Source organism: Flavobacterium sp. N502536, assembly GCF_025947345.1.
In the GTDB taxonomy this organism is placed as follows: Bacteria; Bacteroidota; Bacteroidia; order Flavobacteriales; family Flavobacteriaceae; genus Flavobacterium.
In genome coordinates this window covers 3,249,808-3,274,482 of the sequence record NZ_CP110011.1, presented here as the reverse complement: position 1 = coordinate 3,274,482, position 24,675 = coordinate 3,249,808, and the positions used below count along the sequence as shown (strand labels likewise).

The 24,675-nt window shown below is 36.7% G+C and carries 22 protein-coding genes; 14 read left to right on the top strand and 8 right to left on the bottom strand.

The features are described from left to right. Nucleotides 1-4 precede the first annotated feature (4 nt). The 9 genes from OLM61_RS13845 to OLM61_RS13805 all read left to right on the top strand — a co-directional run bounded on the left by OLM61_RS13845 (nucleotide 5) and on the right by OLM61_RS13805 (nucleotide 11,053). Entirely contained in the window at nucleotides 5-1,543 is a 1,539-nt protein-coding gene (locus tag OLM61_RS13845; RefSeq protein ID WP_264523226.1) for a serine hydrolase, read from the top strand. 169 nt (nucleotides 1,544-1,712) lie between these two features. Beyond that, nucleotides 1,713-3,935: a RelA/SpoT family protein gene (locus OLM61_RS13840; protein ID WP_264523225.1), complete on the top strand. Its 2,223-nt coding sequence runs from the start codon at nucleotides 1,713-1,715 to the stop codon at nucleotides 3,933-3,935. Between the two features lie 36 nt (nucleotides 3,936-3,971). Continuing rightward, complete coding sequence (locus tag OLM61_RS13835; protein WP_264523224.1) at nucleotides 3,972-4,514, top strand: hypothetical protein; 543 nt, start codon at nucleotides 3,972-3,974, stop codon at nucleotides 4,512-4,514. Between the two features lie 183 nt (nucleotides 4,515-4,697). Then, nucleotides 4,698-5,156, top strand: coding sequence for a Fur family transcriptional regulator (locus OLM61_RS13830; RefSeq protein WP_029268726.1), 459 nt, complete (start codon nucleotides 4,698-4,700; stop codon nucleotides 5,154-5,156). A 96-nt stretch (nucleotides 5,157-5,252) separates the two neighbouring features. Further along, the gene (locus OLM61_RS13825; protein WP_264523223.1) at nucleotides 5,253-6,524 is read left to right on the top strand and encodes an adenylosuccinate synthase; all 1,272 of its coding nucleotides are present in this window, start codon (nucleotides 5,253-5,255) and stop codon (nucleotides 6,522-6,524) included. 55 nt (nucleotides 6,525-6,579) lie between these two features. Then, entirely contained in the window at nucleotides 6,580-7,161 is a 582-nt protein-coding gene (locus tag OLM61_RS13820) for an NUDIX domain-containing protein (RefSeq protein WP_264526385.1), read from the top strand. A 39-nt stretch (nucleotides 7,162-7,200) separates the two neighbouring features. Continuing rightward, the gene (locus tag OLM61_RS13815; RefSeq protein ID WP_264523222.1) at nucleotides 7,201-8,718 is read left to right on the top strand and encodes a S41 family peptidase; all 1,518 of its coding nucleotides are present in this window, start codon (nucleotides 7,201-7,203) and stop codon (nucleotides 8,716-8,718) included. Nucleotides 8,719-8,799: 81 nt separating this feature from the next. Continuing rightward, entirely contained in the window at nucleotides 8,800-9,681 is an 882-nt protein-coding gene (locus OLM61_RS13810) for a L,D-transpeptidase (RefSeq protein WP_264523221.1), read from the top strand. A gap of 214 nt (nucleotides 9,682-9,895) precedes the next feature. Beyond that, the gene (locus OLM61_RS13805) at nucleotides 9,896-11,053 is read left to right on the top strand and encodes an FAD-dependent oxidoreductase (RefSeq protein ID WP_264523220.1); all 1,158 of its coding nucleotides are present in this window, start codon (nucleotides 9,896-9,898) and stop codon (nucleotides 11,051-11,053) included. A gap of 61 nt (nucleotides 11,054-11,114) precedes the next feature. Here OLM61_RS13805 and guaB read toward each other — a convergent pair whose 3' ends face one another. The 4 genes from guaB to OLM61_RS13785 form a co-directional block, all read right to left on the bottom strand. Further along, nucleotides 11,115-12,587, bottom strand: coding sequence for an IMP dehydrogenase (gene guaB, locus OLM61_RS13800; RefSeq protein WP_264523219.1), 1,473 nt, complete (start codon nucleotides 12,585-12,587; stop codon nucleotides 11,115-11,117). A 219-nt stretch (nucleotides 12,588-12,806) separates the two neighbouring features. Beyond that, nucleotides 12,807-14,057 carry a DUF5723 family protein gene (locus tag OLM61_RS13795; protein WP_264523218.1) on the bottom strand — a complete coding sequence of 417 codons (1,251 nt, stop codon included), beginning with the start codon at nucleotides 14,055-14,057 and terminating at the stop codon, nucleotides 12,807-12,809. 151 nt (nucleotides 14,058-14,208) lie between these two features. Further along, nucleotides 14,209-14,763, bottom strand: coding sequence for a hypothetical protein (locus tag OLM61_RS13790; RefSeq protein ID WP_264523217.1), 555 nt, complete (start codon nucleotides 14,761-14,763; stop codon nucleotides 14,209-14,211). A gap of 84 nt (nucleotides 14,764-14,847) precedes the next feature. Continuing rightward, nucleotides 14,848-15,714 carry a hydroxymethylglutaryl-CoA lyase gene (locus OLM61_RS13785; protein ID WP_263363083.1) on the bottom strand — a complete coding sequence of 289 codons (867 nt, stop codon included), beginning with the start codon at nucleotides 15,712-15,714 and terminating at the stop codon, nucleotides 14,848-14,850. A 209-nt stretch (nucleotides 15,715-15,923) separates the two neighbouring features. Here OLM61_RS13785 and OLM61_RS13780 point away from each other — a divergent pair, with 209 nt between their 5' ends. Both OLM61_RS13780 and OLM61_RS13775 read left to right on the top strand, forming a co-directional pair. Beyond that, nucleotides 15,924-16,538: a SatD family protein gene (locus OLM61_RS13780; protein WP_264523216.1), complete on the top strand. Its 615-nt coding sequence runs from the start codon at nucleotides 15,924-15,926 to the stop codon at nucleotides 16,536-16,538. Then, nucleotides 16,535-17,251: a DUF3307 domain-containing protein gene (locus tag OLM61_RS13775; RefSeq protein ID WP_264523215.1), complete on the top strand. Its 717-nt coding sequence runs from the start codon at nucleotides 16,535-16,537 to the stop codon at nucleotides 17,249-17,251. The genes OLM61_RS13780 and OLM61_RS13775 overlap by 4 nt, the downstream gene beginning before the upstream one ends. On the opposite strand, the gene OLM61_RS13770 is transcribed toward OLM61_RS13775, so the two are convergent. After that, entirely contained in the window at nucleotides 17,237-18,271 is a 1,035-nt protein-coding gene (locus OLM61_RS13770; protein WP_264523214.1) for a quinone-dependent dihydroorotate dehydrogenase, read from the bottom strand. The genes OLM61_RS13775 and OLM61_RS13770 overlap by 15 nt on opposite strands. Before the next feature lie 253 nt (nucleotides 18,272-18,524). Between OLM61_RS13770 and OLM61_RS13765 the strand changes: the two genes are divergently transcribed. From OLM61_RS13765 to OLM61_RS13755, 3 genes are all read left to right on the top strand, one after another. Beyond that, complete coding sequence (locus OLM61_RS13765) at nucleotides 18,525-19,655, top strand: formylglycine-generating enzyme family protein (RefSeq protein WP_264523213.1); 1,131 nt, start codon at nucleotides 18,525-18,527, stop codon at nucleotides 19,653-19,655. Between the two features lie 224 nt (nucleotides 19,656-19,879). Beyond that, nucleotides 19,880-21,157, top strand: coding sequence for a peptidase T (pepT, locus tag OLM61_RS13760; RefSeq protein ID WP_264523212.1), 1,278 nt, complete (start codon nucleotides 19,880-19,882; stop codon nucleotides 21,155-21,157). Nucleotides 21,158-21,168: 11 nt separating this feature from the next. Next, nucleotides 21,169-21,747, top strand: a complete 579-nt coding sequence (locus OLM61_RS13755; RefSeq protein WP_264523211.1) for a YdeI/OmpD-associated family protein — start codon at nucleotides 21,169-21,171, stop codon at nucleotides 21,745-21,747. Between the two features lie 190 nt (nucleotides 21,748-21,937). Here OLM61_RS13755 and yajC read toward each other — a convergent pair whose 3' ends face one another. From yajC to OLM61_RS13740, 3 genes are all read right to left on the bottom strand, one after another. Continuing rightward, entirely contained in the window at nucleotides 21,938-22,213 is a 276-nt protein-coding gene (yajC, locus tag OLM61_RS13750; RefSeq protein ID WP_264523210.1) for a preprotein translocase subunit YajC, read from the bottom strand. Between the two features lie 113 nt (nucleotides 22,214-22,326). Then, nucleotides 22,327-23,238, bottom strand: a complete 912-nt coding sequence (nusB, locus tag OLM61_RS13745; protein ID WP_264523209.1) for a transcription antitermination factor NusB — start codon at nucleotides 23,236-23,238, stop codon at nucleotides 22,327-22,329. 257 nt (nucleotides 23,239-23,495) lie between these two features. Further along, entirely contained in the window at nucleotides 23,496-24,602 is a 1,107-nt protein-coding gene (locus OLM61_RS13740) for a Glu/Leu/Phe/Val family dehydrogenase (RefSeq protein WP_291286155.1), read from the bottom strand. Nucleotides 24,603-24,675: the final 73 nt, after the last annotated feature.

Here is a 24,675-nt window from a genome sequence, read left to right as displayed (position 1 = left end):
CGTCATGAACTACAAATTATCACTTTTAGCCTTATTATTTAGCCTTACCCTTTCAGCTCAAATAACCAATCCGGAAGTAGATGAACTGGTCAATCGCACCCTAAAAGCATTTGATGTGCCCGGAATTGCAGTCGCCATTGTAAAAGACGGAAAAGTAGTTCTTGCAAAAGGTTACGGAGTAAAATCAATCACAACACAGCAAAAAGTAGATGCCAATACCCTTTTCGGGATTGCGTCCAACAGTAAAGCTTTTACCTCGGGAGCATTGGCGATGCTGGTGGATGAAGGCAAAATAAAATGGGACGATAAGGTCGTAAAATACCTTCCGGATTTTAAAATGTACGACGATTATGTAACCCGTGAATTCACGATTCGTGATTTATTAACACATCGAAGCGGACTCGGACTCGGAGCCGGAGATTTAATGATCTGGCCAGACGGAAGCGATTTTAAAGCAGCCGATATTGTACATAATCTACGATATTTAAAACCTGTTTCGAGTTTTAGAACCAAATACGATTACGACAACTTACTGTACATTGTAGCAGGTGAAATTGTACACGTGGTAAGCGGTAAAACCTGGGCCGAATTTGTTGAAGAGCGCATCATGAAACCTCTGGAAATGAACAATAGTGTAGCTTCAGTAAAACGTTTAAAAGACACCACCAACGTCATCACCCCTCATGTGCCGGTTGACGGCAAACTCAAAACCATCAAACGTTATGAAAATCAGCTTTTTGACGGAGCAGCCGGAATCTATTCCAGTGTAAATGATTTGAGTAAATGGGTCATTTTGCAAATCAATAACGGAAAATACGGCGATAACAAACAATTGTTTTCAGAGAAAGAACACGATGAAATGTGGCAACTGCAAACCATCATTCCGGCAAAAACGAGACCTCCGTACAACACACATTTCTCAGGTTATGGTTTAGGCTGGTTCCTGAGTGATGTAAAAGGATACAAACAGGTTTCGCACACGGGAGGATTAGAAGGAAATGTAACGCAAACTACTTTGATTCCGGAATTAGGCTTAGGCATTATTGTTTTAACCAATCAGCAATCAGGAGCTGCTTTTAGTGCGATCACCAATACCATAAAAGACAGCTATCTCGGTGTTAAATCCGATGACTACGTAACCCTTTACAGCAACCGCATGAAAGCCAGTGAAGCATCAGCCGACAAGGTAACCGATGAAGTCTGGGCAACCGTTGCCAAAAACAAAAAAGACAAACTTAAAACCGATTTTTCTAAGATAAACGGAACTTACAAAGACAATTGGTTTGGAGAAATCACCATTACAGAGAAAAAAGGAAAAGCCTATTTTGCTTCCAAACGCTCTCCGCAACTGGCCGGCGAAGTATTTTTCTACAAAGACGGAAATTATGTCGTAAAATGGAACAATGCTTTCTTTCATGCCGATGCCCATTTACTTTTCAAATACGATGAAAGCGGAAAAGTCACTAACTTAAAAATGCTCCCAATTTCCGAATTAACCGATTTTAGCTACGACTTTCAGGATTTGGATTTTTTAAAAGAGTAATTCCATGTTTCAAGTTTCAGGTTTCAGGTCGAAAACTGCATCTAAAAGCAGTACTCAAAAACTTGAAACCTGAAACCTGAAACAAAATAATCTCATTCTAAAATCAACCCTCCATTCCCTTGCGTATATTCAAACTTATTCTTATTTTTAGTACTTGAACTATGCCGTTATGATAGAAATAGATATTGAAAAAGAAAACAAAGCAATTGCACAAGAGTATAAAGAATTACTTCGAATCAGTTATCAGACTTTAAGCCCAACCGACAAAAAACTTATCCGTAAAGCATTTGATGTTGCTGTTGATGCACACAAAGAACAAAGACGTAAATCTGGTGAGGCGTATATCTTTCATCCTATTGCAGTTGCAAAAATAGTTGCCTCTGAAATTGGTTTGGGAGCGACCTCTATCGCTGCGGCCTTATTACATGATGTTGTCGAAGATACCCCTTTGACGGTGGAGGATATCGAACGTCTGTTCAATCCGAAAGTAGCTCAATTGGTAGAAGGTTTAACCAAGATTTCATTAGTTCAGAGAGATCTGAATGCCTCTATGCAGGCAGAAAATTTCAGAAAAATGATTCTGACACTGAACGATGACGTTCGTGTTATTCTGATCAAACTGGCCGATCGTTTGCACAATATGCAAACCATGGATTCTATGGCGGAATACAAACAAACCAAAATCGCCTCAGAAACACTTTATATTTACGCTCCTCTTGCCCATCGTCTGGGACTTTATAATATCAAAACCAAACTCGAAGATTTAGGTTTAAAATATACCGAACCGGCTGTTTACAATGATATCGTAAGCAAAATCAGAGAAACAAAAGAAGAACAGGATGCTTACATCAAAGACATTTCGGATGTTTTGAAAAAATCCTTAGACAGTGAGGGCATCGATTATGTCATTAAAGGGCGTCCAAAATCGATCTATTCCATTCGTCGAAAAATGCGAGCTCAAAATGTGAGTTTTGACGAAGTCTACGACAAATTTGCCTTAAGAATTGTCTATAAATCCGATCAGCATGACGAAAAATTCGTAGCCTGGAAAATCTATTCCATTGTTACCGACCATTACAGACCGAGTCCGAGTCGTTTGCGTGACTGGATTTCCTCTCCAAAATCAACCGGTTACGAAGCTTTACACATTACCGTGATGGGACCGAAAGGCCGTTGGGTTGAAGTACAGGTTCGAAGCGAACGTATGGATGAAATCGCAGAAAAAGGATATGCCGCACATTACAAATATAAAAACGGTGCAAACGAAGAAAGTGGTCTGGATGTTTGGCTGAATTTACTTCGCGAAGCATTAGAGAATCAGGAAACCAATGCGGTAGATTTTGTAGAAGATTTTAAAATGAATTTATATTCAAAAGAAATCTTCGTATTTACACCAAAAGGAGAAATCAAATCACTCCCAAAAGGAGCCACATCACTTGACTTTGCTTTTAGTATTCACTCCGAAATCGGAATTAAAACCAGAGGAACCCGTGTCAATGGGCGATTAGTGCCTTTAAATCACGAATTAAAAAGTGGCGATCAGGTCGAAGTGATTACCTCTGCCAATCAAAAACCAACCGTCAACTGGTTAGAATATGTAACCACTTCGCGAGCGAAAAATAAAATTAAAAACGTTCTGAACGAGAACACCAAAAAAATCGCTGAAGAAGGAAAAGAACTGCTTACCAGAAAACTAAAACATCTAAAAATCACTATTAACGAACAGGTGATTAATGAACTGGTTAACTTTTTTAAACTTAAAACCAGTTTAGATTTATTTTACAGAGTGGGGATTGGTGCGATCGAAAATCAGCAATTAAAAGATTACGCGGCGCAAAAAAGCAATACGTTTATCAATTTCTTTAAAAATAAAATTAAGAGAAACAAAGATACCACTGCTTCCGAAGACATTCACAAACCCATAATCAGCAGCAACTATGACATGCTGGTTTTTGGAACAGAGCACGATAAACTGGATTACAAACTCTCACCATGCTGTAACCCGATTCCGGGAGATGATGTATTTGGATTTGTAACCATCAACGAAGGAATCAAAGTTCATAAAAAAGACTGTCCTAATGCGATTGGCATGCAGTCCAATTACGCTTACCGTATTATGAGTGCCAAATGGATTGATTCTTCTCAAGAGGAGTTCAAAGCCATTATCAACATAACAGGAATGGATGTTTTAGGACTTACGAATCAACTGACCAGAGTTATTTCGAACAACATGAGCGTAAATATCCAGAGTATTTCACTAAGTACCGATGCTGGAATTTTTCACGGACAGATTGCCGTTATCGTTCAAAACAACACCATTTTGAAGAAAATGATTAATGCCATTAAGAAAATTGACGGAGTTGACAAAGTAACCAGAGAATACAGAACGTAATTCCAAATTGAATTTAATCGAATCTGACTTTTTGATATGAAAAATGAAGTACTGGAGATTCCTAAGATCCATTTAGATGAAAACGGCGAGCTTATTATCATGGCTTCCGATACTTCGTCAAAAGATGATTTTGATTTTTTTCAGGGAAAATCGGATATCCGAAACAAAAAATTAAAACAAAGGCTTTCAAACTGTACAGAATGGATCGAATTTCCCTCCACACAGGAAATGTATAAAATCCTGCACGGAATTGGTAATATTGATAATTTTCTTGCCACTTTTGACGGAAAGCCGTTTGAAGGCATGACCGTTAGATTATTCAATCCTGAAACCCGATTGTGGAGTATTTACTGGTCCGATTCAACTACCGGAATCTTAGACAAACCCGTAATAGGCTCTTTTGAAAACAAAGTCGGACATTTTTTCTCTAAAGATATCTTTGAAGGCAAAAAAGTTTTTCAGGTATTCCGATGGGATGCAAGAGATGAAAATAATCCGATATGGAGTCAGGCTATGTCTGCCGATTCTGGAAAATCATGGGAATGGAACTGGTATATGTACATGACAAAAAGGAAGTGACAAAATGTTAGTATTTTCATAAATAAAAACAATTATGTTAATTATGTTCGCCTGAATTTTTTAAATTTATCATTACAAACACCTGTAATTGATACTTTATTACGGATCGAATACAAATTAAAACGTTAAACTTTAAACCCGAAACTTTTATTCATTAAAAATAAAAAATTACCTTTGCCGGATATGACACTCATTTCAACTGACAACACTAGAAATCAAGAAATTGTAAAAAATGTTTTTACAATGTATCTTGAGCAAAAAGGGCATCGCAAAACTCCTGAGCGTTATGCTATACTTCAGGAAATTTACGATAGCGAAGAACATTTTGATATAGAAAACTTATATATCAAGATGAAAAACAAGAACTATCGTGTGAGTAGAGCTACATTGTACAACACGATTGAGCTTTTGTTAGACTGTGCTTTGGTGAGAAAACATCAATTTGGGCAAAATCAGGCTTACTACGAAAAATCATATTTTGATAAACAGCATGATCATATTATCATGACGGATTCTGGTGAAGTAATTGAATTTTGCGATCCAAGAATCCAAACCATCAAAAAAACAATCGAAGAAATATTTGATATTGAAATTACAAATCATTCTTTGTATTTCTACGGAAACAAAAAGCAAAAACAATAATTCCAAAAGGCATTATTCAAAAAATATAAAAAAAGAAAATTAACTACATTAATCAGTAGGGCAACTCGGATTGCCTCAACGCAAATTAAAAATAGAATGACCGTAGATTTATTACTAGGATTACAATGGGGAGATGAAGGTAAAGGAAAAATTGTTGACGTTCTTACCTCAAATTATGATATTATTGCACGTTTTCAGGGAGGACCAAATGCAGGACATACTTTAGAATTTGACGGAATTAAACACGTACTTAGAACCATTCCTTCCGGAATTTTTCATAAAAAATCAGTAAACATCATTGGTAATGGTGTTGTAATAGATCCGGTAGTTTTTCAAAAAGAAATTGAAGGTTTAGAGAAATTTAACCTTGACATCAAAAGCAAACTGATCATATCAAGAAAAGCACATTTAATTTTACCAACACACCGTTTATTAGATGCTGCATCTGAAGCATCAAAAGGGAAAGCAAAAATTGGCTCTACTCTTAAAGGAATTGGACCAACTTATATGGACAAAACCGGAAGAAACGGATTACGTGTTGGAGACATCGAATTAGAAGACTTTAAAGAGCGTTACAGAGCTTTAGCTGACAAACATGAAGCTATGATTGCTTTTTATGACGTAGCGATTCAATACAATCTGGCTGAACTTGAAAAAGAGTTTTTTGAAGCTATTGAAGAATTAAAAAAACTGGATTTCATTGACAGTGAAGAATACATGTACCAGGCTCAAAAAGCGGGTAAATCGATCTTATGTGAAGGAGCTCAGGGTTCTTTATTAGACGTTGATTTCGGAACTTATCCGTTTGTAACTTCATCAAACACTACAGCTGCCGGAGCTTGTACCGGTTTAGGAATTGCTCCTAACAAAATCAAAGAAGTATACGGAATTTTCAAAGCTTATGTTACACGTGTAGGTAGCGGACCGTTCCCTACTGAACTTTTTGACGAAGTAGGTGCAACAATGGCGAAAGTTGGAAACGAATTTGGATCTGTTACAGGAAGACAAAGACGTTGTGGATGGCTAGATTTAGTAGCTTTAAAATATGCTGTACAGGTAAACGGAGTAACTCAGTTAATGATGATGAAAGGTGACGTTCTTTCAGGATTTGAAACCTTAAAAGTTTGTACCGAATACAACTACAAAGGACAAAACATTTCTCACTTTCCATACAACATCGAGCCTGAAAATGTAACTCCTGTTTATAAAGAATTTAAAGGATGGCAAGCTGACTTAACCGGAATGACCTCTTACGATCAATTGCCAATCGAGCTAAAAGAATATATTGAGTTTATTGAAGCAGAAGTTGGAGTGCCAATCAAAATTGTATCGGTTGGACCAGACAGAAAGCAAACTATAACAAAATAATCTCTCTAAACGCTCTGATAATCAGAGCGTTTTTTTTATATAAACATTTCTAATGATGAAAAATCCAAAAATTAAAGTTACCGAAACTCAGTTATTATCAGACAATTGGTACATCCTAAACAAGGTAACTTTTGATTACGAAATGAAAGATGGTAAAATAGAATCTCATATCCGTGAAGTGTATGACCGTGGAAACGGAGCCGCTATTTTACTCTACAATACCACTAAAAAAACAGTTATTCTGACCCGACAATTTCGTTTACCTACCTATTTAAACGGAAACAAAACCGGAATGATGATCGAAGTCTGTGCCGGTCTTTTGGACCAGGATCATCCCGAACAGGCTATTATTCGCGAAACCGAAGAAGAAACCGGGTATCGTCTGCAAAAAGTAGAAAAAGTGATCGAAACCTACATGTCACCTGGATCTGTAACCGAAATTTTATATCTGTTCGTTGGAGAATACGACGAAACAATGAAGGTAAACGACGGTGGCGGATTAGATGCGGAACAAGAAAACATAGAGGTTTTAGAATACACCTTTGATCAGGCCTACGCCATGATTCAATCCGGCGAAATTACAGATGCAAAAACTATTTTATTGTTACAGCATGCGAAAATAAAAAATTTGATTTAAGATTTTTTGAGTATTTTAGATAAAACTAAAATCTATTAAATGCTCCATTTTAAAACATCACTTTTTCTGCTTTTTCCTTGTCTGCTCTTTTCACAAAATGAAAAATGGCCTGCCGCAAAACTAAAACAGGATTTATCGACTTTTAAGGAAATTAGAGAAAAAGCCAATTCAGGAGTTTATAAATACCGAACCAAAAAACAGATCGACAGTATTTATTCGTGGGCATTTTCAGAATTAAAAAAACCTAAATCGCTGCTAGATTTCTACAAAATAGTCCTCAAAATCACTGATTTTGAAGGCAGCGTACACAATAACACCACTCTTCCCGATGAATTTCAAAAAAAATATACATCGGGAAAAGTTTTCTTTCCGTATCCCGTAAAACTACTGAGCAATAAAATAATTGTCAATTTTAAGAATTCCGAAATTCCGATTGGATCTCAAATTCATAAAATCGACGGTATTAAAATCGAGAAAATAATCTCCCGTTTCTATAAATATTACACAACGGACGGTTACAACATGTCGGGGAAATCAATAGGAATCACTGCTTCATTCGGAAGGTATTTCGAACTGGAATACGGTCCAAAAGCGCATTTTCTGGTCGAATATTCACTCCCCGATCAAACTCAAAAACAATCCAAAACGATTGCCGCTGTTTCGAACGATCAAAGAAAACAAAACTTTAAAAACCGACATTCTTTACCTATTGACAGCCTGTTCTATGGGGAGATTAAAAACAAATACACTTTCAAACTCGCTGCTCCAAATACAGCATTGCTTTCTATACCCACTTTTGCAATTGGAATGAATGCAGAAGACAAAGAACATATCGTCTATAAAAAATATCTCGACAGCTGTTTTCAACTTCTCACGCTGCATCCGGAAATCAAAAATTTAATTGTAGATGTTCGAAGTAATGGCGGCGGAAGCGATCCGAACGACCTTGTCGCTTTTTCTTATCTGACACAAAAACCGTATCGAGAAAATACATCGGCATTTATTAATTTTCAAAAAGTTCCCTACCCTCAGTATTTTGTTTATCAAGAAACAGAGCCACAAAAAAAGATCGAAGAGCTCCATGAATTTGAAGCCGAACTTAAAGAAGAATACCCTGAACTGAAAGGGCAACAGTACCTGCAAGATCCTAAATTCAATCGTTTGTTACAGCCCGACAAAAACAGCTTTAAAGGACAGATCTATTTATTAATAAGCCCCAGAATAGCATCTGCAGGATCACTCTTTGCTTCTTTAGTTGCGGGCCATACCAACGCTATAATTGTTGGAGAAGAAACAATGGGCGGTTATTACGGTCATAACGGACATACACCTATGGAATACGAACTTCCGAATACAAAAATAAAAACGCAGTTTTCGATCGTTAACCTCGAACAGGATGCCCCTAAAAAACCCAATCAGCTTTTTGGCAGAGGTGTGATTCCCGATCATGAAGTCATACAAACCATTGACGACTTTGTACAAAATAAGGACACGCAGTTTGAATATACTTTGAAATTAATTGACTCAAAAGATAAAACAGAAGCCAATTTCAAATGAAAATCCAACAAACTATTCAGGTAATTGTATAAACGATTTGGCTGGTAATCAAATAACTTTACTAGTATAAAAAATACAATTATGAGAAAGTTACGATACCCCTCAAGTATTTTACTACTGGTCGTTTTGGTTTTAATAAGTTCTTGTAAAAAGAATGAAACAACCGAAACGAAGGGCAAAGTAAAGCCTAAAAAAACGATCGAACGTACAAAACCGAAATCGGTTTCCTATCATTTTGAAAACACAAAGGAATGGCTTAAAACCAACGCCTCCGACAGCAGTAAACTTCGCATTGCCTGCGCCATAAACCGAACTGATCAAAAGAATTTCGTCAAAATGGACTCGGTTATTATTCCTGCTGATTTTACAGGTGATTTGGTCTATTACCTACCGTTTCCCACGCATGTCACTGCGTTAGAAGAAGTTTCGAAAGTGATCCTTTTCTCCTATCCTGCTCAGGCATTTGCGGCTTATGAGAATGGAGAATTAATGTATGCAGGCCCAACCAATATGGGCCGAAAAAAAGATCCCACACCAACCGGATTGTTCTTTACCAACTGGAAAGCTGAGAAAACAACCAGTACCTTTAATGATGAATGGGACTTAAAATGGAATTTTAATATCGAAAATAAATTGGGAGTTGGCTTCCATCAGTACGATTTACCGGGATACCCTGCCTCGCATTCTTGTTTGAGATTACAGGAAAACGACGCCAAAGATCTTTACAAATGGGCCGACGAATGGATTTTAAAAGACCCCGAAAATGTAAAAGTAAAAGGAACTCCGGTCATTGTTTTTGGAAGTTATCCTTTTGACGCACCAAAACCCTGGTATGCATTAGTAAAAAATCCTAAAGCACTGGATCTATCAGAATCAGAAATAAAAACCCAAACTCAGTCCTTTATACAGGAAATCTTAGAAAATCAAAAACTTAGAGAAGCCGAACAATCTGCTACGCCCTAACTCTATTTTATAAAAAGCGACAGCATTACAATCAGTCAAAACCATCTCTCAAAAGGTTCTGACTGATTTTTTTTATAAAATTCACGCCCCCACTGAGCCTCGGAACCTTTGAAACTTTGAAACTTTGCTCCTTTGAAGTTTTAAAACTATTTAACACTTAAATGAATAAACGTTCATTTATTATTTATATATTTGTTTCTTAATTCAACAAGACATGAACCATTCACTTATAAAAAACAAAAAGATCGTCATTATTGGTGGCGGGCCTGTTGGTTTAACCACAGCGAGAATTTTACAAATTAACGGTGCTGATGTAACCGTTTACGAAAGAGATCTTAATGCACAGGCCAGAACTTCGGGCGGGACATTGGACATTCACTCCGATTCAGGTCAAAAAGCAATCGAAAAAGCAGCTTTAATGGACGTCTTCTATCAGTACGCACGTCCAACCGGCGAAAAAATGGCTGACATGCAGGGAAAGATTACTTCGGCTGAGATGCCGGACGAAGAAAATGCTTATGCACGACCTGAAATTGATCGTAATGATTTGAGAAAAATCATGCTCGAAAATCTGAATGACAATACGGTAATCTGGGACAGTCATTTAACCCATATTGAAAAAACGGGAGCACAATATCATTTAGAATTTAAAAACGGTACTACCGCAACCGCCGATTTTGTGATAGTTGCCAATGGCGGAAGATCAAATGCTAGAAAATTTGTAACGCATAAGGAGCCTCAACTTTCGGGAACCTACATTATTCAGGGAGAAATTGCCGACCCTGATAGTGATTATCCGGAATTCAAACCCAAATATGGCAACGGAAATGTAATGGCAATGGGCGAACAGAAAATGTTTTATACGCATACCTTACGCGACGGTTCCGTTCATTTTGGAGTTTCTTTTAAAGCAGATGAAAACTGGATTTCAAACCACGGAATTGACTTTGAAGATCTTACCGCCGTACGAGTTTTTTTGAATGAAACCTTTAAAAACTGGGGTGACGACTATAAAAAATTCTTTGCCGTTGCAGCTGATTTCTCCGGGCTGCCTTTACGTTTATTCTCTTTGGAAGAACCTTGGGAAAAACATTCTAATATTACACTTGTTGGTGATGCCGCACATTTAATGCCTCCCTTTGCAGGCGAAGGTGTCAATATGGGACTAATGGACGCCTATCAATTAACCGAAAACTTAACCAACGGAACATTTGAAACGCTACAGGGCGCCATTGACGATTATGAACAAAAGATGTTTGGCTATGCTTTAGAAGCGCAACGACAAACTTCTAAAATGGAAAATCTACTGCACTCTGATATCACAACCGAAGACATCATGAACAGCCGCATTGGTCATAAAACCGAATCCTAAAAATCAAAAAAGGCATAAGAAACTAACTCTTATGCCTTTTGTTTTATATTGAAAACTAAAATTATCTTGAATAATTTGGAGCTTCTTTTGTAATTGTAACGTTATGCGGGTGACTTTCTGTAATTCCACTTGAAGTGATTCTAACAAAACGTCCGGATTCCTGTAAAGTTGGAATGTCTTTTGAACCACAGTATCCCATTCCGGCACGAAGACCACCAATGAACTGAAGCATACTTTCGTTTAACTCTCCTTTGTAAGGAACACGTCCTACAATTCCTTCCGGAACTAATTTTTTAACATCGTCTTCAACATCCTGAAAGTAACGGTCTTTCGAACCACCTTGCATGGCTTCTACAGAACCCATTCCGCGGTAAGATTTGAATTTTCTTCCTTCAAAAATGATCGTTTCTCCCGGAGATTCTTTTGTTCCTGCCAGTAATGATCCTAACATTACACAATCAGCACCTGCAGCGATAGCTTTAGGAATATCTCCTGTGTAACGAATTCCACCATCAGCAATTACCGGAACTCCAGTTCCTTTGATCGCCGCAGCTACTTCAAGAACTGCTGAGAATTGAGGAAAACCAACACCTGCAACGATACGGGTTGTACAGATAGAACCTGGTCCGATTCCAACTTTTACACCATCAGCACCGTTTTCAACTAAGTATTTAGCCGCTTCCGGAGTTGCGATGTTACCTACAATTACATCTATGTTTGGGAATTTAGATTTTACTTCTTTCAGGGTATTTACAACCCCTTCAGTATGTCCGTGAGCAGTATCAATGATAATAGCATCAACACCTGCAGCCACTAAGGCTTCAGCTCTTTGAACCGCATCACCGGTAACTCCGATTGCCGCTGCCACTCTTAAACGTCCGAAAACATCTTTGTTTGCGATTGGCTTTTGAGTCAGTTTTGTAATATCTCTGAACGTAATTAAACCAACTAGTTCGTAGTTAGCATTTACTACCGGTAATTTTTCGATTTTATGTCCTTGTAAAACTACTTCTGCCTGTTCTAAAGAAGTACCTTCAGCAACAGTCACTAAGTTTGTGCTTGTCATTACCTCGGCGATTGGTCTTGCTCCGTTTTTTTCGAAACGTAAATCACGGTTGGTAACGATTCCTTTAAGTATTTTATTTTCGTCAACGATTGGAATACCACCGATTCCGAATTCTTTCATTGCATTTTTTGCATCTGCAATAGTTGAATTTGTTGGTAAAGTTACCGGATCGATAATCATTCCCGACTCCGCACGTTTTACTCTTCTAACTTTCGCAGCTTGTTGCTCGATCGTCATGTTTTTATGTAAAACACCAATTCCACCTTCCTGAGCCATAGCAATCGCCATTGAACTTTCGGTAACGGTATCCATAGCAGCTGATACTATAGGAACATTAAGTGTTATATTTCGTGAAAACTTTGATTTAATACTCACTTCGCGAGGAAGCACATTCGAGTAGTTAGGTACTAATAATACATCGTCGTAAGTCAAACCTTCGCCGATAATCTTGGAGTTGTGTGCTATCATGGTGCAATTTCTAGTTGAATTGCGTGCAAATATAGTGAATAAATTGATAACTTGAATGCTAACTTATTCATAAATTTATATTTACAGGAAAGATAGTACAAATTATGACTGTGTAATAAAGATGTAGTTAGTAGTCGCAGTCGCAGTTTACAGTTCACATTTTACAGTTCACATTTTACAGTTCACATTTCACAACTAACATTTCACAATCAAGAAAAGCTATTCATCAGAATCCTCATTAAAAATAAAATTGAAACCAAACTGAAACGCCATACTATTGGCTTTTGAAACGTCTTTGAATTCTAAAACATTATTGACGAGAACATACATATTTAGTTTTCCCAATGTGCCGGAAAGTCCCAAACCTATATTCTTACTCGAATAAGAGTCAACGGTATAAGTCGCTTTTACATCTAACTTTTCGAAGATACTGCGTCGGTAAAAAGCGGTTACCGCAACAAAAGGTTCCACTGGCAAAGCCATAGCAAACAGCTGCCCTCCTACACCATTAACATATTTTCTGGTAACTTTTCCTTTGCAATTACAGTCTTCTTCATCAGAACGTGATTCGCCAAAAGAGTACTGTAGCGAAGAATAGAATTTTGTTGGTCTGCGGGTGGTGTATTTACTGTAAAGTGTGTCGCGCGGTATTGCCTTATCAAATTCATCAAAAATGTTCTTTGGTTCGTTTGAATTCATAAAATCAGGATTTACACCTTGGTATTGATACGTTCCTTTATAGGTTAAAGTCTCAATATCTTTGGACTGCCTCACAAACCCCAGATCGACAATACTTCCGGTAAGTTGAAGATTATCTTTAAAATAATAGGTAAATCCGGCGTCAAGTCCCAAACCTAAACTTCCGTTAAAAAAAGTATTGTGCACAAGATCCTTTGGAATACTCCCATCGTACTCATCCTTTGTAAATGCCGCAATCCCGGAAGTCCTTATTTCCAGATTGGAAGAAATTACCTGATTGTATAAATTAGGAGTTCCCGCGGCCTGACCGGTATATATAAATCCTGAATTTCGGGTTGATGTAGCATTTGCACCGCTCGAATAAATTTTGGCACGACCACCCAGCACCAATTTCTCACTTAGCTTTTTATGAAAGCCTACATGAAATACCGAGAGTATTTCTGCTCTCATATTTAAATCGGCCAAATTAAACGATTTCCCAATATGATCTTTATTTCCGTCTAATGCCAGTACGGCCAAATCCTTAGGAACATACATCAAAAAATCAAATTCCTGATAGACACCAAACGAAATGTACGACTTACTGTCTCTTCCTCCAATCCTGAAACCTCCCGAAAACAACTCGAGCTGCTGATTGATCTGGGTTTTATCTTTACTTGATGATTTATTAATGACATTTCGGACTTTATCGTTGAAATTCACTCCATTATTGGCAAACAAATCATAAGCCGAAAAGCTGCCCGAACCCAAATTTGCCGAAACTCCGGACAAAACAGGAACTCCAAAATAATATTTATAGGCAACATCTGCCCCGGATTTACAAGCGAAGATTGTGGAATGGCGGTAAAGTTATACAGCACTTCTTTATTTTGAGCCAAACAAGAAAGCTGAAACAACACTATTAAGACTAGCTGTAGCTTTCTCATTCGATTACCATATAAGCGGTTGCACTTGAACGTAATTTTAAACTGCCTGCACTGGTTCCGTTTAAAGGCGGACCGGGTGCCATTACAACTACAAAACCAAGTTTTCGGGATTGCTTTAATAAATCTAATCGTTGATTTTCGAATACTTCAGTAGGATATTTTATAACATTTGTGCCTCCTGAATAGGCCGGAATGGCAAGTGTGATGGTTTGAAGAATTTTATTGTTATCGTCCAGAAGCAGTACATTAAGTGTAAAAGCTCTGTTTATAGTATTCTCCAATTCAAAATCAAACTCAGCTTTAACGAGATTGTCTCTTAAAAATTTTTCTTTAAAAATATCAAAATCCTGAACATCAAAAGCTATTTGCTGTTCGGTACCATTGTCAATAAACGAAGCTGCGGGGACGTCAAAATAAGCCAGATTAGCCACAAAAGCAGGTTCTAACTTTAAATCTTTAGTCTGATCAAAGTCCAGATCACTGGAACATGAAGCAATAAAGATGGATAGGAATAGTATTTGAGAAATTCTCTTTATAAAATGTAGTCTCATGGTATTTATACATTATCTAAATACTAACAACGCTGATTTGCTATCACTTATTATTTGTCTTTGTTTAGTAAATATAGTTATTTTCTAATGAAATTTCCCAAACAATTTTGATGCTTCATTGTAGGCACTCTCAAAACTTAAAGAGTTGAGGCCTGTGGCTTTTTTATTGGATGTAAAGTAAGAGATCAGCTTTTCGGTAGGCATATTACCCGTGAGTTTATCGGTTGCCATCGGACAGCCGCCAAACCCCTGAATAGCCCCATCAAAACGGGTACAACCTGCTTTTGAAGCTGCATCTATTTTCTCGAACCAGCTGTTGGGTGTGGTATGCAGATGCGCACCAAACTCAATTTGCGGGTACTTCGGAATCAAATTTGAAAAAAGATAGGTGATTACTTCCGGTGTAGAACTACCAACAGTATCGGAAAGCGATAATATTTTCACCCCCATTCCGGCCAGCTTCTCTGTCCACTCGCCCACGATCTCTACATTCCACGGATCACCATAAGGATTTCCGAATCCCATAGAAAGATAGGTAACGACTTCTTTGTTTTTCTGATCGGCAATTTCAAGAATTTCTTCGAGCGTAATTAAAGATTCAGCGATGGTTTTATGTGTGTTTCGCATCTGAAAGTTTTCAGATATCGAAAAAGGAAATCCTAAGTATTGAATAGGTTCATGTGCTGCAGCGAGCGATGCTCCTTGTGTATTGGCTATAATCGCTAACAATTTGCTGGTAGTTTGCGATAAATCAAGCTGCGCCAAAACTTCAGCAGTATCCTGCATTTGAGGAATCGCTTTTGGAGATACAAAACTTCCAAAATCAATGGTATCAAAACCCACTCTCAACAGAGCCTGTATATACGAAACCTTATTTTGGGTAGGTATGAAAGTTTTGATGCCTTGCATAGCATCACGCGGACATTCGATAATCTTGATTTCTTTATTCAAAGCTTACTCTTTTATAATGGCTAAGTTAGTTTCTTTTTTAAAGAAATAAAAGTTATAATTTTCTTTAATTATATTACAGAATATGGTAACACTTTATTATGTTACACAAAAACGTAACAATTGATAGTGTTACACAAAAACGTAACATTTAAAAAATATTAACTACATTTGTAATACTATTATTATTCTTTTTATTTATATTTGAAGCTATGACTAGTGTAATTACAGGAGATATAATCGATTCCAGAAAGCAAAAATCAAAAGACTGGGTAACCTCTTTAAGGGAAATCTTATCTCCTTTTGGAGAAACACCTCTCCAATGGGAAATTTACAGAGGGGATGAATTTCAAATTGAAATAAAGAATCCTGAAGAAGCTTTATTGACCGCCATTCTCATCAAAGCACATTTAAGAGCCTTAAAACTGGATGCGCGAATGAGCATTGGCATTGGAAATAAAACACATGATGCTGAAAAAGTTTCTGAAAGCAATGGTTCTGCCTTTATACATTCGGGGGAACTTTTTGAGACTTTAAAGAAACTAAAAATAAGTTTAGCGCTGCGAACCGGCGATACCGTTATCGACGAAAGAATGAATTTAATGATTCAGCTTGCTCTTACTTTTATGGACAATTGGCCAGCTCAATCTGCCGAATTTGTAGCAATTGCAATAGAAAACCCGAGTTTATCACAAGAAGAATTAGCCCCGAAATTAGGGATAAAAAGAGCCGCTGTAAGCCGAAGACAAAAACGAGCTCAATTTGATTTGGTATTGAATTTAGACCGCTATTTCAGAACACAAATAAAACAACTTGTAACGTTATGATTTTATTTATAAAACTACTTTTAGCACATTTACTAGGTGATTTTACAGCCCAACCCAACTCCTGGGTAACCGACAAAGAAGCCAAAAAACATAAAAGTATTTATTTATATCTTCATATTCTTTTGCATGGGATTTTAGCCGCCATATTGGTTGGAGAAATCCAATTTCTTCCATATGCACTTCTTATTGCCGTATCTCATGGCATTATCGATTTAATCAAACTTCATTTCCAGAAAAATAAAACAAAACGCAGTTGGTTTATAGTAGACCAATTGCTGCACATTTTAGTTTTAATTGGCGTTGTTTTTCTCTACAAAGGCGAAACAATCCATTTTCATTGGTTCAATAATCAATTTTGGATTCTAGTGACCGGAGTTTTATTCATCACAAAACCAACTTCTATTCTCATTAAAACCATTATTTCAATTTGGAATCCCGAAAGTCAAAATAGCCACAATGAAAATTCGCTCTCCAAAGCGGGAAATTACATTGGTATCTTAGAAAGACTGTTTGTCTTCTGTTTTATCTTAACAGGTCATTTCGAGGCTATCGGCTTCTTATTGGCAGCGAAATCAATTTTTAGATTTGGCGATTTAAAAGAAGCCAGAGACCGAAAACTAACCGAATATGTTCTAATCGGTACGTTAATCAGTTTTGGAACTGCGATTGCTGCCGGGCTACTTGTTCAGGTATTGCTTTTACAATTGTTTTAAAACCTTTTTATTGATTGCTTTTATCAAGGCTGGCCCTTCATAAATAAAACCGGTATACAACTGCACCAAACTCGCTCCTGCATTTAGTTTTTCGATAGCATCGTCTGCAGTGTGAATTCCCCCAACTCCAATGATTGGGAAAGCTTTATTGCTTTTTTCCGAAAGAAAACGAATGACCTCTGTCGAGCGTTTCGTTAATGGTTTTCCTGACAATCCTCCCATTTCTACCTGATTGGCAGACTGTAATCCGTCGCGGGAAATTGTAGTGTTTGTTGCAATCACACCTGCAATCTGGGTGGTTTTTACAATATCAATAATATCCAGCAACTGCTCGTCTGTAAGATCGGGAGCAATTTTTAGTAAAATTGGTTTTATCTTTTGTGTACTTGTTTTTTGCTTCTCTACGTTTCTGTTTTGCAGTGTTTGCAATAAAGCCGTTAAAGGTTCTTTGTCTTGCAGGGCACGTAAGTTTGGCGTATTTGGCGAACTTACGTTGACCACAAAATAATCTACATGATCAAACAAAGCATCAAAACAACTGATATAATCGTCAACTGCATTTTCGTTTGGCGTTACTTTGTTCTTTCCAATATTACCACCAATCAAAACTCCTGAATTCTTTTTCAAACGCTCTACGGCTTCCAGAACTCCGCCATTATTAAATCCCATTCGATTCACAATTGCCTGGTCTTCTTTCAATCGGAACAAACGTTTTTTAGGATTTCCCTCCTGTCCGACAGGAGTCACGGTACCAATTTCAATAAAACCAAATCCAAAATCCGACAATTCTTTATACAACTTGGCATCTTTATCGAATCCTGCTGCCAGTCCCACCGGGTTTTTAAATTTGATTCCAAAAACTTCGCGTTCCAAACGGCTGTCTTTTACTTCGTAAATCGATCTGATAATTGATGAAACACCAGGAATTTTTGAAATGAATTTAACAAATGAAAAAGTAAAGTAATGTACTTCTTCCGGATCAAACCAAAAAAGTATCGGGCGAATTATCAATTTATACATAGTAGTGTGTTGTTGTTTTTTTGGATGCAAATTTAAATATAATACTTGAAAGTGACTATGATTTATAGAAAACTGTTTCCAACATTCTTTTCCCCCATATATAACGCTGAAAACAAACACAAAGCAATTGAAACACAACCGGGCAAACAAAACAATAGTAATTCTATAAAATAAATATAGTTATATTAAATTCTCTTTTAAACTTTATTCTTATTTTTACCGACAACTACTATACTCCATAAAAACACTTGGGATGAAAAATAAAACCTATTGGATTATCGCGATTCTAACAATCTCCATTATTACAATTGCTTACAGCTACACAAAACTTATTGTGCCGAAACAGAAATTAGTCGCAATGGATTGTACCGAAACTCCAAATCCAGCAGAAGCTTCATCATTTAAACCAACGATCGAAAACAAAAACAAACCTTCCGGTAAAACTCCGGCGGGAATGGTCTGGATTCCGGGTGGAGAATTTTCTATGGGAAGTAATGTGGAGGACGAAAGCCTGTGCAGCATAAAAGGAGTTACTAAAGATGCCGCCCCAATACATCGCGTTTATGTAGATGGATTTTATATGGATAAAACCGAAGTTACAAACGATCAGTTTGAAGCTTTTGTAAAAGCAACCGGTTATGTCACTTTTGCCGAAATAAAACCTACACATGAAGAATATCCTGATGCTCCATTAGAAAATCTTGTTGCCGGATCGGCCGTATTTACCCCTACTCCCGCTAAAGTAGATTTGAACAATTATATGCAATGGTGGTCTTACAAACGCGGTGCAGACTGGAGACATCCGGAAGGAGCCGGAAGTTCTATAAAAGGAAAAGGCAGCTACCCTGTTGTACAAATTTCTTATGATGATGCCGCTGCTTACGCAAAGTGGGCCGGAAAAAGATTGCCAACAGAAGCAGAATGGGAATTTGCAGCCCGTGGCGGAAAATCAGGCGAATTGTATGCCTGGGGAAATACCCTAAAACCTAAAGGAAAATTTCAGGCCAACATTTATCAGGGACAATTTCCACTGGAAAAAGGAGATACTGGCGAAGACGGTTATATCGGTATTGCACCAACTGCAAAATTTGCACCCAATGCTTACGGTCTCTATGATATTGGAGGAAATGTTTGGGAATGGACAAACGACTGGTATACCGCAGACTATTACAAGATACTAAGCGAAAACGGTCGGGTTGCCAAAAATCCTAAGGGTCCTGAATCTTCTTATGATCCGGCAGAACCAGAATTGCCTAAAAAAGTACAGCGCGGCGGTTCGTTTTTATGTACCGATCAGTATTGCACCCGTTATATGGTGGGCACCAGAGGCAAAGGAGATTACAAATCACCCGCAAATCATATTGGTTTCAGATGTGTTCAATAAAGATTTTTTATCATCAATTACACGAATTAAAACATCCTTTATATCACTTAAAAATCCAATTTCATGAATTTAAATTCGTGAAATTGGATTTTAACTTTCAATAGCTAGTGCAAATCCGGGAAATTTGCGTCAAACTTTTTTCGGTCTAATTTACAGTTTTCATAATTAGTCGCTTTACAACCCTTAACTATTTACTTATATTTGCCTAAAAATAAAATAAAAAAATGCAACATATTATAGATCGTTTTATTAGTTATGTAACTATTGACACTGAATCAGATCCAAATTCAAAAACAACGCCAAGTACAGAAAAACAATGGAATCTTGCCAATAAATTAGTCGAAGAACTAAAAGCAATTGGCTTATCAGATGTTACCATAGACGACAAAGCCTATATCATGGCCACATTGCCTTCAAATGTTGATCACGAAGTTCCTACAATTGGTTTTGTATCTCATTTTGACACTTCACCAGACTTTAGCGGAGCCAATATAAAACCTCAAATCGTTGAAAATTACGACGGAAAAGACATCCTTTTAAATGCGGAGAAAAACATCGTTTTATCACCATCCTACTTTAAGGATTTATTGCAATACAAAGGGCAAACCATTATTACTACAGACGGAACTACTTTACTAGGAGCCGACGACAAGGCAGGAATTACCGAAATTGTCTCAGCAATGGAATACTTAATTCAGCATCCTGAAATCAAACACGGGAAAATCAGAATTGGTTTTACACCTGACGAAGAAATTGGTCGCGGTGCGCATCATTTTGATGTGAAAAAATTTGGCGCTGCATGGGCTTACACCATGGATGGAAGCCAGATTGGTGAGTTAGAATATGAAAATTTTAATGCCGCCGGAGCTAAAATCACCTTCAAAGGAAAAAGTGTTCACCCGGGTTATGCCAAAGGGAAAATGATCAATTCGATGTTGATCGCCAACGATTTCATCAACGAACTTCCTAAAGGAGAAACGCCACAAGAAACCAAAGGCTACGAAGGCTTTTTCCACGTTCACCACCTTACCGGAAGTATTGAAGAAACTGTTTTAGAATTGATTATCCGCGATCACAACAAGAAAAAATTCGAAAAACGCAAAGACCTTATTGCTAAGATTGCCAAAAAAATCAATAAGAAATACGCGAAACAATTCGGAGAAGATATTGTAATTGCTGAAGTAAAAGATCAGTATTACAACATGAAAGAACAAGTACTTCCAGTAAAACACATTGTTGATATTGCCGAAAAAGCAATGCGCGAATTAAACATCAAACCAATCATCAAACCTATTCGTGGGGGAACTGACGGGTCTCAATTGTCATTTATGGGACTTCCTTGCCCGAATATATTTGCCGGCGGTCACAACTTCCACGGAAAATACGAATATGTTCCTGCTGAAAGCATGCAAAAAGCTACAGATGTCATTGTAAAAATAGCTGAATTAACTGCAATTCCAGGCATTTTTGACGCATCTGAAAAGCCGAAAAGAAAAAGATAAATCCAAAAAATATGTCTGACAAAAAACACGTTTGGGACAAAGTCAATAGCTGGGAAGAAGAACTTCTTTTCCTAAAATCGATTATTGACAAAACCGAACTGGTTGAAACCGTAAAATGGGGCGGCCCGGTTTATGTGTACAACAAAAAAAATGTTATCGGCATAGGAGGTTTTAAAGAGTACTTTACGATTTGGTTCTTTAATGGTGTTTTTCTGAAGGACGAGAAAAAAAAGCTCATCAACGCTCAGGAAGACAAAACAAAGTCATTACGCCAATGGCGCTTTACTTCAAAAGACGAAGTAAACGAAGCTGACGTTTTAGCTTATATTGCAGAAGCTATTGAGAACGAAAAACAAGGTAAGATCATAAAACCCACAAAAAAAGAAGCGATCGTTTCTGAGCTTTTTGAAAAAGAAACAGCTCAGAATCCTGCTTTAGCAGAGGCATTTCAGAAATTTAGCCCTTACAAGCAATATGAATTTCTGGAATATATTGAAACCGCTAAGCAAGAGAAAACCAAGCTTTCAAGGATTGAAAAAGTTATTCCGATGATACTACAAAACATCGGACTGAATGATAAATACAGATAGGGGGAGAATTTTAATTTTTAAAAAATTCCAAATTCCAAATTCCAAATTTCAAGCTACACAAACCTTTATTAAAGTTTTAAACTTTGATAAAGGTTTTTTCTTTACACAAATGACAATAAAAAAAATCCCAAACTCCAGTTTTGGAATTTGGGATTTCATATTTTGAAATTTATTTTTTCGAAGAAAAAATCTATGCTTTTTTATTCAAACTAGCGCTCATTTCCATAGAAATTGCCGAACGCTCAATTTTTAATTTTCCAGACATTGTTTCGATTACCGCACTTGTATCAGCAAGCTCAACAATTTTTCCGTGAAAACCACTTTTAGTAATTATTTTATCACCTACTTTCAGGCTGCTTTCAAATTCTTTTTCGTTTTTTACTCTTTTTTGTTGTGGTCTGATCATAAAGAAATACAACACTACAAACATTAGTAAATAAGGCGCAAATTTCATTAAATCTTGCATAGTATTCAGTTTTTATTTTTGTTATTAATATTTATGTTTTAAGCTCTTCTAACCTCACCTGAAGTGACATCATCAACAAGAGTTTGGAAATTTATTTATAAAACCGGTATCAATTACATTAACCCGCGTCCTACTTTAACCATCTTTTTATTCGCTGTAAGCTCTTTAACCAGATTGTCTAAAATTCCGTTGATAAAAATACTACTTTTTGGTGTAGAATACTCTTTCGCAATTTCTAAATATTCGTTAAGAGTTACTTTTACAGGAATAGAAGGGAATTTTAAAAATTCGCAGATTGCCATTTTCAGGATAATCGTATCAATTTCAGCAATCCTTTCACTGTCCCAGTTTGGTGTTTTATCATCGTATTCTTTTGCCAGAATCGATTCGTTTAAAACTGTTCTTCTAAACAAGTCTTTAGCAAAATCCTTATCCTCAACATCTTTATACAATTTAGGCACTCTAAAATCATCCGGATCTTCGGTTTTAATAGCTTTCAACTGTTTGATGATATGTGTATTTACCACCGGAATATCATCCACCCAGGTTAATTTATCATCCTCTAAATACTCATATAATTTTTCATTTGGAACAATTACATCTGCAAACAAATCAATTACAAATTGTCTGTCTTCTTCAAAAGTATTTGTTGTAGTGCTCATGTATTTCGCATACAATTCGCTTGATTTGATATCATTTAAAAGCAAAATGATATAATCATCGTTCAGATTCCAGTTGTTGATTTTACGATTTTCTAAAGCAATACTAAGAGAGTTGCTTTCGGCTAGAAGTTGAAAAATTTTGTTTTTTACAAATTTTTCATTCGGATTACGTTCTGCAGCGGTTGCAAGATGTTTTTTACTTGAAAGATGTAAAAAAACTGATTCTTTTTTGCAAATTTCAATCAATGAAGAAAGCATTATAAGATATAGATCCTGAATATTATCAATACTGTAAAAAAGAAACTTCTCTTCTTTTTCCATATTATCAGAACCGCTTTGATGCATTGCATAAATGGATTGCATTACTTTAACGCGTATGTGTCTTCTATTTACCACCTTGTAAGAACATTTAAAAATTAGTCTGCAAAAGTATGAATTTCGCAGTTGATATTAAAATTAATTTGTAAAAAAGTATTTCTTTAAGTCTCTGTTTCCAGTCGCAGTTTGCAGTCGCAATTTTCAGTGATTTAGAAACCGCATAAAAAAAGTCTCAGTTTTCAGTCTCAGCTTTCACTTTTTGCGAAACTGAGACTGAAAACTGAGACTGTTAACTTAAAAAATTATTTTTTCGCGTTCTCAATTCTTCTCAAATCGATACGATTTTGAGCAATTGTAAGAGCCGCTTTGTGAGTCGTCATTCCGTTTTTCACAGCATAATCGATAATTTCTAAAGTTGTGTTATAGATATTTTCGGTTTTTGTCATGATTTCCGCTTTACCGTAGTGCTCTAATTCAGCATATACGTTAATGATTCCACCAGCGTTGATCAAGAAATCAGGTGCATATAAAATACCTCTTTCCTGTAATCTTGCTCCATGAATATTTTCGTCAGCCAACTGATTGTTAGCCGCTCCTGCGATAACTTTAGCTTTAATTTTATCTACAGTTGCATCATTGATGATCGCTCCCATTGCACATGGCGCATAAATATCAACATCAGCAGTGTATAAATCTTCACCAGAATAAATTGAAGCATTGTATTTTGAAGCTACCTGATACAATTTCTCTTCATTGATATCTGTAATGGTAACTACTGCTCCTTCTTTAGTTAAATACTCAACTAAAGCCTCTCCTACGTGACCAATTCCCTGAACTAAAACTTTTTTACCTTCTAAAACATCAGTACCAAACTGACTTTTAGCAGCAGCTTTCATCCCTAAATAAACACCATAAGCTGTTATTGGAGAAGGATTTCCTGAACCACCTCTTTCTTCAGAGATACCCGTAACATAAGGCGTTACGTCTCTTACAGTGTCCATATCTTTTGTTTCCATTCCAACATCCTCAGCAGTAATATATCTACCACCTAAAGAGTGAACAAATTCACCAAACTTACGCATTAATTCAGGTGTTTTTTGCGTTTTAGCATCACCAATAATTACTGCTTTACCTCCACCGATGTTCAATCCGGTAATGGCAGATTTATATGTCATACCTCTTGAAAGACGCAAAACATCGTTTAATGCTTCCCATTCAGTATTGTAATTCCACATTCTAGTACCTCCCAAAGCTGGTCCCATAACCGAATTATGAATACCAATAATTGCTTTTAAACCTGTATCTTTGTCATTGCAAAATACAATTTGTTCGTGATCGTCAAAAGACAATTGACCAAAAACAGGATCCATTTTTTGAAGTTCTTTTCCAGTTGCGAAAGTTGCATCCATAGCGCTACTATATTATTTGTTAAAATTATGAATTTGTCAAAAAGACTTCTCAAATTTATATAAAAAATATACA